Consider the following 16732-nt stretch of genomic DNA (forward strand, 5'->3'; position numbering starts at 1 on the left):
CGTCTCGTGCTCCGACTCCGCGCCCCCGCGCTCCCGAAAGCCGCATCCCGGGCGGCGCTTCGGCCCTGGTTTCCTTAGGTAGTCTGCGAAGGTTTAGGGTTCGGTTTCCGGCGTGTCGACTCCGGCGCGCCGTGGAGGGGAGCCGGACCGGTCCTGAAGGCGGACGTACGGACTTCCGTTACGACGACAGCCCGTACGCGACGCATATGGGGGCGGAGACGATGGACCCACACAACCACGGACCCCGGCAGCACCAGGCGCCCGGCCCGGCGGCCTCCGGCGGCGCGCCCGACGCGAGCGACCTGACAGCGGTGTTCGACAGCGGGGTCACGGCGGGCGGCGGTGCGGCCGGCACCCCCCGCGCCGCCGCCTCCGACGCGGCGGCCCTGGACGACGAGGCGGGCGGGCGCTCCGCGTACCGCGATCCGCTGATATCCGCCGCGGGCGGCACCGGCGCGACCACCCGCGTCGCCCAGGTCGTCGCGGGCGACCTGCTGCTCACCGTCAACCCGGTCGACGGCAGCGAGGTCGTCGGCTGCCCGCCCGCCAGGACCCCGGCCGTCGCCCGCCGCGACGCCGAGGACCGGGCCGCACGTGACCGCGCCGCCCGGCCCGCCCCGGTCACCGGCCACCCGTTCTCCGAACCGGCCCTGCTGGAGCGCGCCGAGGAGACCGACCGGCTGGTCAAGCTGGTCTCCCGGGGCCGCTCGGTCCGCGTCACCGGCCCCGCGGGCTGCGGGCGCACCGCGCTGCTCGACGCCGTCGCCGACTGCTGCGCGGGCCTCGCCCCGGACGGCGTGATCCGCCTCGCCGGCCATCGCCGCACCGTCGCCGACCTGCTGCACGACCTGTACGCCACCGTCCATACCGCCGACGCCTACCGCCCAGGGGCCGACCGGCTGCGGGACCTGGTGCGCGAGATCGGCGCCGTCGTCGTGCTGGACGACGTGGAGTTCGGCGGCGCGTCCCTGGAGTCGCTGCTGGCCGCCGCGCCGGAGTGCGCCTTCGTCATCGCCGCCACCCCCGACGTCGCCGCGCCGCTGCCCGACTCCCACCTCGAAGAGGTCTTCCTGCCCGGCCTGTCCCAGGAGGCCTGCCTCGCCCTGCTGGCCCGGGTGGCCGGCCGCGAGCTGTCCGAGGAGGAGAGCGCCTGGGCCGCCGACCTGTGGTTCGCCTCCGAGGGCCTGCCGCTGCGCTTCGTCCAGGCCGGTGCGCTGCTGCGGCAGGCCGAAGAGGCCCTCGTCCGGCCCGGCGGCACGGACCTGCCCGCCGACGGGGCGCGGGGCGAGGTACCCCCGCCGCCCGAGGGCGCGGGGCGGCTGCCGTCGCTCGCCGAGGCCGCCGCCCCCGCCGACCTGCTCGCCTCCCGGCTCGGGCCCGACGCGCAGGAGGCGCTGCGGTTCGCCGTGGCGCTCGGCGGCGAGTGCCCGCACCCCTCCCACCTGCCCGCGCTGGTCGGCGCCGAGCACGCGGACGCCGCGCTCGCCGAACTGCTCGCGGCCGGCCTGGTCACGTCCTGCGGCGCCCACTACCGGCTGGCGGCCGGCGTGCTGGGCCAGCTGACCGAGGGCGGCGTGGAGACCGGCGGCTACGCGCGAACCGCCGCCACGCACTACGCCTGGTGGACCGGCCACCCCTCGGTCCCGGCGGAACGGATCGCCGCCGAGGCGGACGCCGTGCTCGCCGCGATGGCCGCCGCCCGCGCCGCCGGTCACCACGAGTCCGCGGTAGCGCTCGCCCGCGCCGCCGCACCGCAGTTCGCGGCCGGGCTCGACTGGGGCGCGTGGGAGCGGGCGCTGCGCGCCGGCCAGGAGGCCGCCCGGCTGGCCGGGGACGTCGCGCAGGAGGCCTACTTCCACCACGAGTTGGGCGTCCTCGCGCTGTGCACCGGCAACCTGGACCGGGCCCGCACGGAGCTGGAGGCGTCGATCGGGATGCGCGGGGTGCTGGCCGACCGCCAGGGCACCATCGTGGGCCGCCGCACCCTCGCCCTGGTCACCGACCGCGCGGGCCGCCCCGCGGTGCCCGCCCCGGTACGGGCCGAGCCCCCGGCGGCCGCGCCCCCGGACCGACTCGCGAAGACCGAACGCCCCCCGCTGGTCCCGCCGACCGTGCCCATCGTGTCCGCGGCCGCCGCGACACCGCCGCACGTCGAGGACGCGGCGGTCACCGTCCTGACCCCCCGGGTCGGCGCGGGCGGACCGGCCCACAAGCGGCGCCTCCCCTACCTCGCCACCCGCCGCAACCTCGTCGCGGCGGGCGCCGGCGCGGTCCTGGTGGCCGTCCTCGGCACGGTCGTGACCCTCGGCGCGACCTCCCAGCGTGACCCCTCGACCCCGATGACCGTCAAGCCCGGCGGAGGGTCGGCGGCCCAGAACGACGACAACACGGGCCTGCCCGCCGACCCGTCCACCCCGACCACCGGCACCTCGACGACTCCGTCGACGACGGCGTCCGGCGGTCCGGCGCCGTCGCCCTCGGCCTCCGGTGGCTCCGCGAGCGGCTCGGCCACCACGAGCCCGGCCCCGGGAACGACGGGGACGAGCAGCGCGCCGTCCGGCGGCGGAAGGCCGTCGCCGTCGCACTCGCACCCGGCGCCGCCCCCGCCGACGCAGTCGTCGCCGCCCGCATCTCCCTCCCCGAGCGGAAGCCCGACGCCCACGCCGTCCCCCACGACGACCACGACGCCCACCGGAACGGACTCGGCTGGCGGCCCCGCCCCGACGACCACGGGGACCGACTCCGGCGCCCCCAGCGCGTCGGACACCGGGAGCCCGGCGGCCTCCGACAGCCCCTCGTAACCCCCTCACCAAACGACCGAGCCCCGACGCCATCAGCGGCGTCGGGGCTCGTCCGTCGCGGCGCGATTGCCGCCGGTCAGTCAGAACAGGCGCAGCTTGTCGTCCTCGATGCCGCGCAGCGCGTCGTAGTCGAGGACCGCGCAGGAGATGCCGCGGTCGGTGGCGAGCACCCGCGCCTGCGGCTTGATCTCCTGGGCCGCGAAGACGCCCTTGACCGGGGCGAGACGAGGATCGCGGTTGAGCAACTCCAGGTACCGGGTGAGCTGTTCGACGCCGTCGATCTCACCGCGCCGCTTGATCTCGACCGCGACCGTGCCGCCGTCCCCGTCACGGCACAGGATGTCCACAGGGCCGATGGCGGTGGGGTATTCGCGCCGAATCAGCGTCCACCCCTCGCCCAGGGTCTCGATGCGGTCGGCCAGGAGTTCCTGGAGGTGTGCCTCCACCCCGTCCTTGATCAGACCGGGGTCCACGCCCAGCTCGTGGGAGGAGTCGTGCAGGACCTCCTCGATGGTGATGATGAGCTGTTCGCCGGCCTTGTTGATCACCGTCCAGACCCCGTCGCCCTCCTTGAGGGTGCACGGCGGGGACATCCAGTTGAGGGGTTTGTAGGCGCGGTCGTCCGCATGGATCGACACACTGCCGTCGGCCTTGATGAGGAGGAGTCGCGGGGCCGAGGGCAGATGGGCGGTGAGCCGGCCTGCGTAGTCCACGGAGCAGCGAGCAATGACGAGACGCACGGTCGCCCACGCTACTTCAACCCGAAGCCCCGGCGCGATCCGGCCTGATGGGACGGGGGTGGACTCCTGTGACAGGCCACGCATTCGAACACAAAGCCGGGCACTTGATATGGCCTGGAGAGTGGCCGGTTGTACGCGCAAGCGCCTGGTGTGGCCGCAGCCATACGCCTACGGTGGGTAGCGGGAGTCCGTCATACGGTTGTCGCGTCTGCGGATTTCCTCCGACATCCGTCAGGCCTCGCGGGGGTGTCCCGTGGGGTCGCGAGAGGAGTACCCATGTCGCTCGACGTCTCACCGGCCCTCCTGGAACAGGCCGAGCGAGGCGAGGTCGACGAAGCCGAATTCGTCGACTGCGTCCGGACCTCCCTGCCGTACGCGTGGGAGATGATCAGTTCTCTGGTGGCACAACTCAAGGTCGACGGGGGAGAGTTCGCCGACAACCAGGTTCCGCCGCCGGACGAGCAGGCGCGTGGCCAACTGCTGAGGGCCCTGGCGAGCGACGCGATACGCGGCGCGCTGCAACGGCATTTCGGCGTCCGGCTCGCATTCCAGAACTGCCACCGGGTCGCGGTCTTCCCCCTGGACCCCGCGGTCGACCAGAGGTACGCGAAGTTCACCTCGGTGCGAGCCCAACTGCTCAACCAGTCACCGCAGTTGCGCGACTGCTGAGCGATCCGGACGGGTCCGGCCACTCCGGACCCGGTCCGCACACGATTCCCCCACCCCGCCCTTCCCACGACCCGACGCCCCTTCTTCACGCTCCCGCTGCGCGACCCGCGGCCGCAGGCGCACGACGACCCGGACGCGACCGGATCGAGTCGATCACGCCCGGCCGGTCCGTTCGCGCCGGACGGGCCGATCAGGCCAGCAGCGGGAGCACCTCACCGCCGAGCCGCGCCACGCAGGCCTCCGTCTCCGCCAGGTCTCCACTGCCCTCGGCGAGCAGGGCGAAACGGCTGATCCCGGTCCGCTCGACGGTCGCCGCGATCCGGTCCGCGCACAGCCGGGGCGAGCCCACCGGGTGCAGCGAGCACAGCAGATCGGTGTAGGCGTGCGCGTCCCGCTTGGCGCGCGGGCGCCCGTCCACCGTCACATGGGCCGCGAGCCCGTGCTGCAACCAGCCCGGCAGCGCCTTGCGCAGCGTCTCCACCGCGGCCCGCGTGGTGTCGGCGACCTGCGCGACCCCGGCCGAGACGTGCTCCGCCGCGATGGCCGCCACCTCGTCCGGATCGCGTCCGGCCGCCAGCGCCTCCCGCCGCCACAGCGCCGTCATCGCGGCCTTCTCCTCGTCCCCGCAGTGCATGCCGAGCAGCATCGGCAGCCCGCGCGCCGCCGCCAGCCGGACCGTCGCCGGTGAGGTGCAGGCGACGACCACCCGCGGCCGGGCGGGCACGCCCACGTCGTCCAGGTCGTCCGGCCGGGGGACCACCGGCACCTCGCGGAAGCGGTGGCGCGGCCCGTCCGAGCCCACCCGGGGCTCCGAGAGCCAGCGCAGCAGCAGGTCGAGCGACTCGGGGAAGTCCTCCTGGTAGGCGGCGAGTCCGGTGCCGAAGACCTCCAGGTCCTGCCAGGGGCCGCCGCGCCCGACGCCGAGGACGAACCGGCCGCCCGACGTCAGGTGGAGCAGCGCCGCCTGCTCGCCCAGCGCCACCGGGTGCGTGGTCGGCAGTACGCTGACCGCCGTGCCCACGGTGATCCGCCGGGTGCGGCCCAGCAGCAGCGCCGCGAGCGTGACCGCCGAGGGGCACACTCCGTACGGCATGAAGTGGTGCTCGGCCAGCCAGACCGAGTCGAGCCCGGCCCGCTCGGCCGCCTCGGCGGTGCGCACCGTGCGGTGCAGCGCCTCGGCGTGTCCCTGACCCGGGAACTGCGCCGAGAGCGCGAACGCTCCCACCCGTGGTGTCTCGTGCATGTCGTCCTCACCTCTCTTCCCCGCCCGTACGCCCGCGGTGCGGCGGACCGGATGCCGCCTGGCGAACGGGAGGCTCCCCCATGGGGGTTAACGCCTGACACGTGCCAAGGGCACGGTCGGCGCCGTGATTTCGTGACTGCGTGATTGTCGGACGCGTCACGGCGCGTTGTCCGCCGGTTACCGGAGCCGGTCCGGGCCGCGTAGGCTGGTGTCCGGGTCTGCCGGAACCCGCCCTGTCGCCGACTCGCCCCCGTACGAGGTGTCCCGTGTCCCCCCGCCGAAACCGCCCGCACCGGGCCGTCGCGCCCGAACCGGGCCGGGACGGTGAACGCCACGGCCTGGAACGCACCGAGAGCTGGCGCGGCGAGGAGTGGGTGATGCGCCCGGTCTCCGGCAGCGCGGGCAAGACCTACCGCTGCCCCGGCTGCGACCAGGAGATCCCGCCGGGAGTCGGCCACGTGGTGGCCTGGCCCGAGCACGCGGGCGTCGACGACCGCCGCCACTGGCACCGCGCCTGCTGGAACGCCCGGGACCGGCGCGGCGCGAAGGTGCTGCGCTCCCGCAACGCGCCGCGCCACTGAGCGAGTCGGGGCCGTCGCGCGGGCCTCGGGGCGAGGCCGTCGGGCCGTCAGGCCGACAGGCCGTCACCGGGGGGTTCGTCCTGCGGGCGCGGCAGGACCACCCGCAGCGGCTCGCGCGGCGGGCGCGGACGCCACTCGCGCGGATAGCCCACCGACACCTCCTCGAACCGCACGCCGTCGTGCCAGGTCACCCGGGGGATGTGCAGGTGCCCGTAGACCACGGCGGCGGCCCGGAACCTGCGGTGCCAGTCCGCGGTCAGCTCGGTCCCGCACCACTGCGCGAACTGCGGATAGCGCAGGATCTCGGTGGGGTGCCGCAGCAGCGGCCAGTGCCCGATCAGCACCGTGCGAACGTGCGGGGGCAGTTCGGCGAGCCTGCGCTCGGTGTACGCGACCCGCTCACGGCACCAGTCGTCCAGGCCCTCGTGCGGATCGGGGTGCAGCAGGTGCTCGTCGGTGCAGACCACGCCCGCGGCGTACGCGGCGCGCAGCGACTCCTCCTTGGTGGCCGTCCCCGGCGCCCGGAAGGTGTAGTCGTACAGCACGAACAACGGCGCGACCGCCACCGGGCCGTCCGCGTCCGGCCACAGCGGATACGGGTCCTCGGGTGTGACGACGTCCAGCGAGCGGCACACGTCGACCAGACGCGCGTAACGCGCGGCCCCGCGCAACTGGACGGCGTCGCTCGGGTGCGTCCACAACTCGTGGTTGCCCGGCGCCCACAGCACCTTCGCGAACCGCCCGGCGAGCGTCCGCAGCGCCCACTCGACGTCCTCGACCCGCTCGGCGACGTCCCCGGCCACGATCAGCCAGTCGCCGTCGTCCGAGGGCCGCAGCCCGTCGACGATCCTCCGGTTCTCCTCGTAGCCGATGTGCAGATCGCTGACGGCGAGCAGGCGGGCGGTCATCGCGGGCTCACACGTCGCGCTTGTTGATGACGGTGAACGCGCCCGCCAGCGCGACGACCGTGACCGCGGCCAGGATCCACAACGGGGTCCAGCCGTGCGGCCCGGAGTCCAGCATCGGGATGCCGTAGACGGCGGCGAGCGCGTTGGGCACCGAGTACTCGATGAGGTCGGTGCGCAGCGTCTGAAGGCTCTCGCCCGCCATGAACAGCGCGAGCAGCAACGGCAGCAGGACGACGCCCAGCATGGCGGTGATCGCGCCCGCCGAGTGCCGCAGCATCGCGCCGACCGCCAGCGCCAGCAGCCCGAGCAGCGCCACGTACAGACCGACGCCGACGGTGGCCCGCGCCCACTGGCTGCCGGACGGCGCGAGGACGCCGTTGCCGGAGATCAGTGAGGAGTCGACGGCCGCGACCAGCAGGCAGGCGACCGTGGTCAGCACGAAGGCGAGGGAGAAGAAGACCACGGCCTTGGCGGCCAGCACGCGCGAGCGGCTGGGGCAGGCGGTGAGCGTGGTGCGGATCATCCCGGTGCTGTACTCCGAGGAGATCACCAGCACGCCCAGCGTGATCACCGACAGGCTGCCGAGCAGCACGCCGAAGAAGCCGGCGGCCAGCGCCGGGAAGCCGCTCGCCTCGTGACCGCTCATCACGGAGGCGACCAGCAGCCCGATGCCGACGACCACCAGCAGCATCACCCCGAGCGTCCAGATCGTGGAGCGAACGGTGCGGATCTTGGTCCACTCGGAGCGCAGCGCGTCGCCGAAGGTGGCGTTCCGCACGGGGATCGGCGAGGCGTACGAGGCGGGCGCGCCGCCCTGCCACGGCTGGGCGCCCTGTGCGGTGGCCTGGTGGGGAGTGGTCATCGTCAGCGGTCCTCGGCGTCGGGCTGGTCGGTGGCGGGAGCGGCGGGGGCCTGCGGGGGCGCCGCGGGGGCGGCCGGCCGCGCGGGCGCGGGCGGCGCGGCGTGGTGCGGGGCCGGGGGAGCGCCGAAGCCGCCCTGCGGGGGCGGGCCCTGCGGCGCCGGGCCGGGCGGATACGCCGGAGCCTGCCCGTACGCCGGTGCCTGCGGCGGCAGTCGGCCGCCCTGCGGCGCGTACGGCTGCGGCCCGCCCTGCGGCGCGTACGGCTGCGGCCCGCCCTGCGGCGCGTACGGCTGCGGTTGCCCGTAACCCATGGCAGGCGGCGGCAGTTGACCGGGCACGGGCCGGCCCTGCTCCTGCAGACCGGCACGCGGGTCGTGCGTCGAGCGGTAGTCGACCGCGCCCTGGGTGAGCCGCATGTACGCCTCCTCCAGCGAGGCGTGGTGCGGCGACAGCTCCCACAGCCGCACGTCGGCCTGGTGCGCGAGGTCGCTGATGCGCGGCAGCTCCAGGCCGGTGACGCGCAGCGCGCCGTCCTGCTCGGGCTGCACCGCGCCGCCCGCCTCGTGCAGCGCGGCGGTCAGCTTCTCGCGGGCGCCGGGCTCGTTGGGGGTGCGCACCAGCGCGTAGCCGGTCGAGTTGCGCGCTATGAAGTCCTTGACGCCCATGTCGGCCAGCAGTTGGCCGCGCCCGATGACGATCAGATGGTCGGCGGTGAGCGCCATCTCGCTCATCAGGTGGCTGGAGACGAAGACCGTGCGGCCCTCGGAGGCCAGCCGCCGCATCAGGTTGCGCACCCAGTGGATGCCCTCCGGGTCGAGGCCGTTGACCGGCTCGTCGAAGAGCAGCACCTGCGGGTCGCCGAGCAGCGCGGCGGCGATGCCGAGGCGCTGGCCCATGCCGAGCGAGAAGCCCTTGGAGCGCTTGCCCGCGACGTCCTGGAGGCCCACCACGCCCAGCACCTCGTCGACCCGGCGGGCCGGGATGCCGGACAACTGGGCGAGGCACAGCAGGTGCTGGCGCGCGCTGCGCCCGCCGTGCACCGCCTTGGCGTCCAGCAGCGCGCCCACGTGCCGTGGCGCGTTGGGCAGTTGGCGGTAGGGGCGGCCGCTGACGGTGACCTCGCCCGCGGTCGGGGTGTCGAGGCCGAGGATCATCCGCATCGTCGTGGACTTGCCCGAGCCGTTCGGCCCGAGGAAGCCGGTCACCAGTCCCGGCCGGACCTGGAACGACAAGTTGTACACGGCGGTCTTGGTGCCGTACCGCTTGGTGAGGCCGCGTGCCTCGATCATGCTCCGCCCCTCGCTGACGACTGGGGCGCGTGCCCCCGTAACGGCTAGGAGGCTATCCAAGGTGGTTCGGTTCCTGCCAACGTCGGCAGGCCGGGTGTCCGCAGCAGCCAGCCCTCGCGCCGGAAGACCTCCGCGCCCGCCGCCCGCGCCGCGGGGTCGCCTGCCACCGTGGCCACCCAGGCGTCCGGGTCCGGCCCCAGCAGCTGACGCAACGCGGCGGACGCGCCCAGCAGCCGGCGCAGCAGCGCGGGCTGGTCCGGCGCGGTCAGCGGAGTGCGGCCGTCCAGCGCGAGCACGCCGTGCCGGTGCACGTAGAGCGCCGCCGACGGCAGCCGCGCGCCGCCCGGCAGCGTCATCGGGAAGGCGTCGCCGTCCACCGGGACCCGGTGGTAGTGCGGTTCGGTGGCGTCTACGGCCGTCAACTGCTCCGCGTCCAGCCAGCCGACGGCCAGTGTGGCGACGCGGTCGCCACTGGCGTACGGGGACGCGCTCACGTAGCCCGCGAGGCTGATGTGGGCCGAGACCCCGGCCGCGACGCCGCGCACCCGCAGCGGGCTCATCGGCACCGCCACCGGGAGTCCGGCGAGCGTCAGCTTGTGCCGGACCTGCGCCGGGCAGGCGTTGGACCCCACCGCGAGCACCGGCAGCCTCTCGTCCGTACCCGGCAGACCCGCACCGCGCAGCACGGCGTCCAGCCCCGCGTCACGTCCGCCGACCGCCCAGCTGCCGACCGGCCCGCCGTCCGCCCGCAGCGGCAGCAACTCCTCGCCCAGCAGCAGCCCCGGCCACGGAACCGGCCGCCCGGGGTAGGCCAGCGGCGACAGCACGGGCACGGCGTCCAGCCCGAGCCCCCGCAACGTGTGATCGGTCACCCGGCGAGCCTAGGGGCTTCACGCGTCCCGGCGCCGCAGCAGCCAGAAACCGCCGACCAGCGCGGCCACCACCCAGCCGACCATGATCAGCAGCCCGGCCCACGGCCCGTACGGCCGCGCGTCGCCGAGGGTGACGACCATCATCACCTTGCGGCCCGCCTGGTCCGGCAGGTAGTAGGCGACCTTCTGGGTGGCGTGGACGGCGCTGAGGATGTTGGAGACCAGGAAGAAGAACGGCATCAGGATCGACAGCGACAGCAGCGGGCTGCGCAGCATCGCGGCGCACCCCATCGCGAACAACGAGATCAGCGTCAGGTACAGCCCGCCGCCGACGACCGCGCGCAGCACCCCGGGGTCGCCGATGTGCACCCGGTGCGAGCCCAGCATCGCCTGGCCCGCGAAGAAGGTGACGAACGACGTCACCATGCCGACCACGAACACCAGCGCCGTCGCCACCGCGAGCTTGCACCCCAGGAACGTCCACCGCTGCGGCACCGCGGCCAGCGAGGTGCGGATCATGCCGGTGCTGTACTCCGTGGAGACCACCAGCACGCCGAAGACGATCATCAGCAGCTGACCCAGGCTCATCCCGGCGAAGCTGGTGTACGTCGGGTCGAAGGTCAGCTGGTCGTGCGGCGACATCTTCGAGAAACCGTTGTCGGCGAGGAACGAGATGAGCACGCCCAGCCCGATGGTGATGACGGCCGCCAGCGACAGCGTCCACACCGTGGAACGCACCGACCGGATCTTGGTCCACTCCGACCGCAGCACCGCGGGTGCCGGCACCATCTCAGACCCCCTCGCCGTCGCCGCCGGGCCGTCCGCCGCCGTGGTCGCGCCGCCACTGCTCGCCCCACGCGGGCGACCGCCCCGCGGGCGGCCCGGCGGCCGGCGCCGGCGGCTCGCCCGCCTCCCGCGCGTGGTACTCCACCGCCTGCGCGGTCAGCCCCATGAACGCCTCCTCCAGGGACGCCTGCTGGGGACTCAGCTCGTGCAGCACGAGCCGTTCGCGGGCGGCCAGCTCGCCCAGGTCGGCCGCGGTCGACCCGGTGACCTCGAACGAGCCGTCGGCAGCGGCCCGCGCCTCGATCCCGGCCGCCGCCAGCACGTCGCGCATCCGCTCCGGCTCAGGGGTGCGCACCCGCACGAAGGAACGGGAGTTGCGGGCGATGAAGTCGGCCATCGAGGTGTCCGCGAGCAGCTTGCCCTGCCCGATCACCACCAGGTGCTCGGCGGTCAGCGCCATCTCGCTCATCAGGTGGCTGGAGACGAACACCGTGCGGCCCTGCGCGGCCAGCGACTGCATCAGGTTGCGGATCCAGTGGATGCCCTCGGGGTCGAGGCCGTTGACCGGTTCGTCGAACATCAGGATGCGCGGGTCGCCCAGCAGCGCGGCGGCGATGCCGAGCCGCTGGCCCATGCCGAGGGAGAAGCTCTTGGGCCGCTTGCGCGCCACAGGCGTCAGGCCGACGGCCTCCAGCACCTCGCCGACCCGGGAGCGCGGGATGCGGTTCGCCTGCGCCAGGCAGAGCAGATGGTTGTACGCGGTCCGCCCTCCGTGCACCGCCTGCGCGTCCAGCAGCGCGCCGATGTCCTTCAGCGGCTCCTTCAGCTCCGCGTACCGTTTGCCGTCGATCCGCACGTCGCCGGCGGTGGGGTTGTCCAGACCCAGCATCATCCGCATGGTCGTCGACTTGCCCGCGCCGTTCGGCCCGAGGAAACCTGTGACGATGCCGGGCCGCACGGTGAACGTCAGATGGTCGACCGCCACCTTCTCCCCGAACCGCTTCGTCAGCCCCTGGAGCTCGATCACACCGTCCACGCTAGGCGACTACCCCGTACCACGCACGGCAAGACCCCCCGCCCGGGAGGCGAGGGGTCCGGCGTCGTACGGGCGTGCCGTGCGCGAGCTGAGCGGGGATCAGCGGCTCTGCTGTGCCGGGACGCCGCGGGAGACGGTCTCGTCCTCCGGGGCGCCGGCCGCGGCCACCGCGGCACCGGTCAGGGTGGCCAGCATCTCGCGGACGTTGGTCAGCTGGGCGTTGATGCTGTCGCGACGGTTGGTCAGCGCGGCCAGCTCACGCTCGGACTCGCTGCGGATGCGGTCGGCCTTGGCGTTGGCGTCGGCCACGATGTCCTCGGCCTGGCGCTGCGCGGTCTCCACCGTCTGGCGGGCCCGGCGCTCGGCGTCGGTGCGCAGCTTCTCCGCCTCCAGGCGCAGCTGCTCGGCGCGGTGCTCGATCTCCGCGAGCCGCTTCTCCGCCTTGGCCTGACGGGAGGCCAGGTCGCGCTCGGACTGCTCGCGGCGCTTGGCGAGGTTGGTCTCGAAGTCCGCGGCGGCCTGGGCGGCCTTGGCGCGGGTCTCCTCGAAGAGGGCGTCCGCCTCCTCGCGCTTGGCCTGGGCGTCCTTGTTGGCCTCGTTGCGCAGCTGGGTCGCCTCGTTCTTCGCCTTGTCGACGATCCGGGCGCCCTCGTCCTCGGCCTTCGCCTTGCGCTCCGCGGCGAACGACTCCGCGTCCGCGCGCACCTGGTTGGCGGCCCCCTCCGCCAGCTCACGGTGCTGCTCGGCCGCCCTGCGGGCCTCCTCGCGCAGGTCCTTGGCCTCCTCCTCGGCGAGCCGGAGGATCTTCTCGACGCGCGCGCCGAGCCCCGCGTAGCTGGGCTCGGCGTCGTTGATCTGTGCCTGGGCGTTCTGGGTCTCGAGGTGCAGCTCCTCGATGCGCTTCTCCAGCGCGGTGATCCTGGACAGAGCGCTGTCGCGGTCGGCGACGAGCTTCGTGATGCGGTCGTCCACCTGGCCGCGGTCGTAGCCACGCCGCACGAGCTCGAAGCCGAAGGGGGAGGAAGTGTCGCTCATGGGGTTCCTGTCAATCAGGCCGGTGAGGTGATAGAGGGAATCCTAGGGGTGAGGACGGCGTGTCATCGAGTCAATCCCCGTTACATCTGGAGAATGTGCGCTCAATCGAGTGGAGCCGCATCGGAACGCTTGCCACTCGAACGCGTGCTTCCGGCGCCCGCCCCCGCCTTCACGCCACCACCGGTCTCCCGGCGCTCTCCTGACTTCTTGCCACCCGCGCCGCCCGGAGCCTCGAACGACTCCAGCGCCTCCAACACGTCCTGGACCCGGGAGATTTCGGCGTTGATGTCCTCCCGGCGCCGCTTGAGCACGTCGAGTTCGCGGCGGCCCTCGTCGACGATCCGCTGCGCCTCGGCACGGGCCTCGGCCACCACCCGCTCGGCGGTCCTGGCCGCCTCGGCCTTCTTCTGCTCGGCCTCCTTGATGAGACCCTCGGCCTTCTTCACCGCCGCGATGCGGACCTTGCTCGCCTCCGACGACGCGGCGGACGCGGTCTCGCGCGCCGCCCGCTCGGCGTCGGCCACCAGCTCGCGGGCCTTGGCCTCGGCCTCCTCCAACTGCTCGGTGGCGGCGGCGACCAGCTTGTCGCAGCGCTCCCCGGCCGACTTCATCGCCTCGGAGGACTCCTTGCGGGCCCGCTCGTGCAGTTCCTCGACCTCGCTCTCCACCCGGGTGCGCAGCTCCTCGGCCCGCTCCCTTATCGACGTGGCGTCACCGCGGGCCTCGGCCAGCAGCGTGTCGGCGTCGGAACGGGACTGCTCCACCAGCGTGTTGGCCCGCGCGGTGGCCTCGGCCACCAGCCGCTCCGCCTCGGCCCGGGCGGCACCGACCATCTCGTCCGCGCGCTCCTCGGCCGCCGCGGCGGTGCGCAGCGCCTCGTCCCGCGCCTCGGTGGTGAGCCGCTCGGCCTCGGTGGCCGCCTTGCCGATCAGCTCGTCGGCCTGCTCGGCGGCCTCGGACCGCTTGCGGTTGGCGGTCTCGCGTGCCTCGTCGACGGTGCGCTCGGACTCCGCCTTCGCCGCCGCGAGCAGCCGCTCGGCCTCCGCCTTCGCGTTCTCCTCCTGCTCCACCGCCGCCGTGCGCGCCCGCTCGGCCTCGATGGTCAGCCGCTCGGCGTCCCGGGCGGCCCTGGCCACCCGTTCGTCGGCCTCCCGGCCGACCTTCTCCGCCTCGGCGACCGCGCCGGAGATCAGCTCGTCCGCCTGCTGGGCGGCCTCCGCGCGCTTGCGGTTGGCGTCCTCGCGGGCCTCGTCGCGCAGCCGGTCGGCGTCCGCGATGGCGTCCGCCACGGTCCGCTCGGCCAGCGCCTTCGCCAGCTCCGACTCCTCGTTGGCCTCGCGCCGGATGCGCACCGCGTCGGCGCCCGCCCGCTCACGCTCGGCGCCCGCGTCGGCGTGCAGCTTGTCGGCCTCCTCGCGGGCCGACGCCAGGACCTGCTGCGCGGCGTGCTCGGCGGCCGACTTCAGGCCGGCGATCTCCTCCTCGGCCTGCTCGTGCAACCCCGCCACCGCGTCGCGCACCTGCTGGGCGGTCTGCTCGGCGGCGGACACCAGCTCGGCGGCGCGCTGCTCGGCCTCGGCGACCAGCCGCTCCGCCTCGGCGCCCGCGTCCTCGACCCGCTTGCGCGCGGAGGCGAGCAACTCCTCGCTCTCCTCGCGGGCCTGACCGCGTTCCTGCTCGGCCGCGCGGCGGGCGTCGGCGAGCAGTTCCTCGGCCTCCCGGCGGCGCCTGGCGGCCTCCTCACCGGCCGCCGACAGCGCCTCCGCGGCCTCGGCGGCGGTCCGCTCGGCGGCGGCCTGCGCCTCGGTGCGCAGCCGGTCGGCGGTCTCCCGGGCCTCGGTGCGCAGCCGTTCGGCCTCGGTGGCCGCCTCGGTGCGCAGCCGCACCGCGACCGCCTCGCCCTCGGCGCGGGACGCCGACGCGTCGGACGCGGCCTCGGACCGCAGCCGGTCCGCCTCCTCCTCCGCCTCAGCGCGCAGGGTGCGGGCCCGCTCGGCGGCCTCGGTGCGCAGCCGCTCGGCCTCCTGGGCGGCCTCCTTGCGCAGCCGGTCCGCCTCCGCGGTGCCGGCGCGCAGTGTCTCGTCGGCGTCGGTCAGCCGCCGGGCCACCTCGGCGCGCTGCCGCTCCAGCTCCTCGGCGGCCTCCTCAGCCAGTCGCGCCGCCGCCTCCTCGGCGTCGGCGCGCACCTGCCGGGCGGCGTCCTGGGCGGTGTCCTTGAGCCGGCCGGCGGCCTGTTCGGCCTCGGTGCGCAGCTGCTCGGCCTCGGCCCTGGCCCGCTCCAGCGCCTCCTCGGCCTGCTTGCGCAGGGCGGCGGCCCGCTCGGAGGCCTCGCCCCGCACCCGCTCGGACTCCGCGGCGGCGCCCTGCCGCACCTCCTCGGCGTCGGAACGCGCCTTGGTCAGCAGCTCCTCCGCGGTGCTGGCCGCCTCCTCGATCTGCTGGAGCGCCTCGCGCCGGGCCTCGCCGCGGATCCGCTCACCCTCGGCGACGGCCTCGGCCCGCAGCTGCTCGGCCTCGCCGCGCAGCCTGCGCGCCTCCTCCTGCAGCTCGACGGTCCTGGCCCGGTACTCCTTGGTGTCGTCCTTCGCCGCGCCCTTGAGCTGCTCGGCGGCCTCCTCGGCCTGGGCGCTCAGCCGGTCCGCCTCGGCCTGCGCCTCGCTGCGGATGCGCTCGGCCTCCTCGGCCGCCGCCTTCCTGGTGGCCTCGGCGTCCTGCGACGCCTTGGCGAGCACCTCCTCCGCGCTGCGCGCCGCCTTCGCCAGCTGCGCCGCCGCGTCCTCGGCGGCCTGGCTGCGGGCCGACTCCTGGGCCTCGGCGATCAGCCGCTCGGCCTCGGCCCGCGCGTCGTCCCGCTGCTGCTCGGCCTCGGCCCTGATCGCCTCGGCCTCCTTGGTGGCCTCGCCGACCAGCCGGGCGATCTCGGCCCGCGCGGTGCTGGTGCGCTGCTCGACGGAGGTCTCCGCCTCCGTCAGCCGGGTCGCCGCGGTCTCCTCCGCCTCGGCGCGCAGCCGCTCGGCCTCGGCGCGGGCCTCGCGCAGCGCGCTCTCCGCCTCGGCCATGGCCCGCTCGGCGGCCCGGGTCAGCTCGGCGGCCTCCCGGCGCGCCTCCTGCGACTCGGTGCGCGCGCCGGTGCGCAGCGACTCGGCGTGGTCGGTGGCCTCCTGGGCCTGGGTGGAGGCGGCGGTCAGCAGCCGCTCGGCGTCGGCGCGGGCGCGGCGCAGGATCGCCTCGGCCTCGGCGCGGGCCTCGGTGGCGGCCGACTCCAGCCGCTCGCGGGCCTGTTCGGCGACCCGGGCGGCCTCGGCGCGGGCGCTGCTCAGCGCGCTCTCCGCCTCGGCGCGCGACTCCTCCATCAGGCGGCGGGCCTGCGCCTCGGTGCGGGACCTCAACTGCTCGGCCCACGCGACGTTCTCGTTGACGTGGTTCTCGACGGTGGCGCGGCGCTCGGCCAGCTCCTCGTCCAGCCTGCGGCGGCGGGCGACCGCCTCGGCGTGCCACTCGGACTCCAGCTGCGACTGGCGCTCGGCCTGCTCCTGGAGCATGCGCTGGGTGTTGGCCCGGGCCTCGCGCAGCTCGCGCTCGGCGTCGGCGCGCAGCTGGTCGGCCTGGATCTGCGCGTTGCGCAGGAGCTGCTCGGCCTGGTGGCTGATGTTGTCGTAGGCCCGCGGCTGGGCGAGCTGGCGGCGCGCCTCGTGCAGCTTGGCGCGCAGCACCTCGACCTGGTAGCCGAGATCGTCTGCGTGGTCGACGGCCTTGTCCCGCTCGGTCCGCAGCCGCTCCATCTCGGCCTCGAAACGAGAGAGCTGGTCGTCAGCCTCGTAGCGGTCGTAGCCCCGCACTCCGCGGTCCCATCCGTCTCCTGGACTGCTCACCCGCCAACCGGGTGAGTCTCTCCGGTGAACATAGCCAT

Annotated in this window: 13 protein-coding genes; 3 read left to right on the forward strand and 10 right to left on the reverse strand. The window is 74.8% G+C overall.

Going from position 1 to position 16732, the window contains the following annotated elements; all coding sequences use genetic code 11:
• The first annotated feature begins 221 nt into the window (after positions 1–221).
• Complete coding sequence (locus tag CK485_RS28810) at positions 222–2801, forward strand: ATP-binding protein (RefSeq protein WP_158288227.1); 2580 nt, start codon at positions 222–224, stop codon at positions 2799–2801.
• Between the two features lie 80 nt (positions 2802–2881).
• Here the strand turns inward: CK485_RS28810 and nucS are convergent, their stop codons facing one another.
• Positions 2882–3541 carry an endonuclease NucS gene (gene nucS / locus CK485_RS19285; protein ID WP_109452205.1) on the reverse strand — a complete coding sequence of 220 codons (660 nt, stop codon included), beginning with the start codon at positions 3539–3541 and terminating at the stop codon, positions 2882–2884.
• A 276-nt stretch (positions 3542–3817) separates the two neighbouring features.
• Between nucS and CK485_RS19290 the strand changes: the two genes are divergently transcribed.
• Positions 3818–4210 carry an SCO5389 family protein gene (locus CK485_RS19290; RefSeq protein ID WP_109452213.1) on the forward strand — a complete coding sequence of 131 codons (393 nt, stop codon included), beginning with the start codon at positions 3818–3820 and terminating at the stop codon, positions 4208–4210.
• A gap of 190 nt (positions 4211–4400) precedes the next feature.
• On the opposite strand, the gene CK485_RS19295 is transcribed toward CK485_RS19290, so the two are convergent.
• A complete protein-coding gene (locus CK485_RS19295) occupies positions 4401–5453 on the reverse strand; it encodes an LLM class flavin-dependent oxidoreductase (RefSeq protein ID WP_109452215.1) in 1053 nt (350 codons plus the stop codon).
• 266 nt (positions 5454–5719) lie between these two features.
• Between CK485_RS19295 and CK485_RS19300 the strand changes: the two genes are divergently transcribed.
• Positions 5720–6034: an ATP/GTP-binding protein gene (locus CK485_RS19300; protein WP_109452217.1), complete on the forward strand. Its 315-nt coding sequence runs from the start codon at positions 5720–5722 to the stop codon at positions 6032–6034.
• Positions 6035–6081: 47 nt separating this feature from the next.
• Here CK485_RS19300 and CK485_RS19305 read toward each other — a convergent pair whose 3' ends face one another.
• From CK485_RS19305 to scy, 8 genes are all read right to left on the reverse strand, one after another.
• Complete coding sequence (locus CK485_RS19305; RefSeq protein WP_109452219.1) at positions 6082–6942, reverse strand: metallophosphoesterase; 861 nt, start codon at positions 6940–6942, stop codon at positions 6082–6084.
• A 7-nt stretch (positions 6943–6949) separates the two neighbouring features.
• Complete coding sequence (locus CK485_RS19310) at positions 6950–7804, reverse strand: ABC transporter permease (protein WP_109452221.1); 855 nt, start codon at positions 7802–7804, stop codon at positions 6950–6952.
• A gap of 2 nt (positions 7805–7806) precedes the next feature.
• Positions 7807–9093 carry an ABC transporter ATP-binding protein gene (locus CK485_RS19315; RefSeq protein ID WP_109452223.1) on the reverse strand — a complete coding sequence of 429 codons (1287 nt, stop codon included), beginning with the start codon at positions 9091–9093 and terminating at the stop codon, positions 7807–7809.
• 44 nt (positions 9094–9137) lie between these two features.
• The gene (locus CK485_RS19320) at positions 9138–9965 is read right to left on the reverse strand and encodes a hypothetical protein (protein WP_109452225.1); all 828 of its coding nucleotides are present in this window, start codon (positions 9963–9965) and stop codon (positions 9138–9140) included.
• An 18-nt stretch (positions 9966–9983) separates the two neighbouring features.
• Complete coding sequence (locus CK485_RS19325; RefSeq protein ID WP_109452227.1) at positions 9984–10754, reverse strand: ABC transporter permease; 771 nt, start codon at positions 10752–10754, stop codon at positions 9984–9986.
• Position 10755: 1 nt separating this feature from the next.
• The gene (locus CK485_RS19330; RefSeq protein ID WP_109453276.1) at positions 10756–11778 is read right to left on the reverse strand and encodes an ABC transporter ATP-binding protein; all 1023 of its coding nucleotides are present in this window, start codon (positions 11776–11778) and stop codon (positions 10756–10758) included.
• Between the two features lie 108 nt (positions 11779–11886).
• Complete coding sequence (locus CK485_RS19335; protein ID WP_109452229.1) at positions 11887–12822, reverse strand: cellulose-binding protein; 936 nt, start codon at positions 12820–12822, stop codon at positions 11887–11889.
• Between the two features lie 101 nt (positions 12823–12923).
• Entirely contained in the window at positions 12924–16661 is a 3738-nt protein-coding gene (scy, locus tag CK485_RS19340) for a polarized growth protein Scy (protein ID WP_109452231.1), read from the reverse strand.
• Between the last annotated feature and the right edge of the window lie 71 nt (positions 16662–16732).

The organism is Streptomyces sp. ICBB 8177, assembly GCF_003144095.1.
In the GTDB taxonomy this organism is placed as follows: domain Bacteria; phylum Actinomycetota; class Actinomycetes; order Streptomycetales; family Streptomycetaceae; genus Streptantibioticus_D.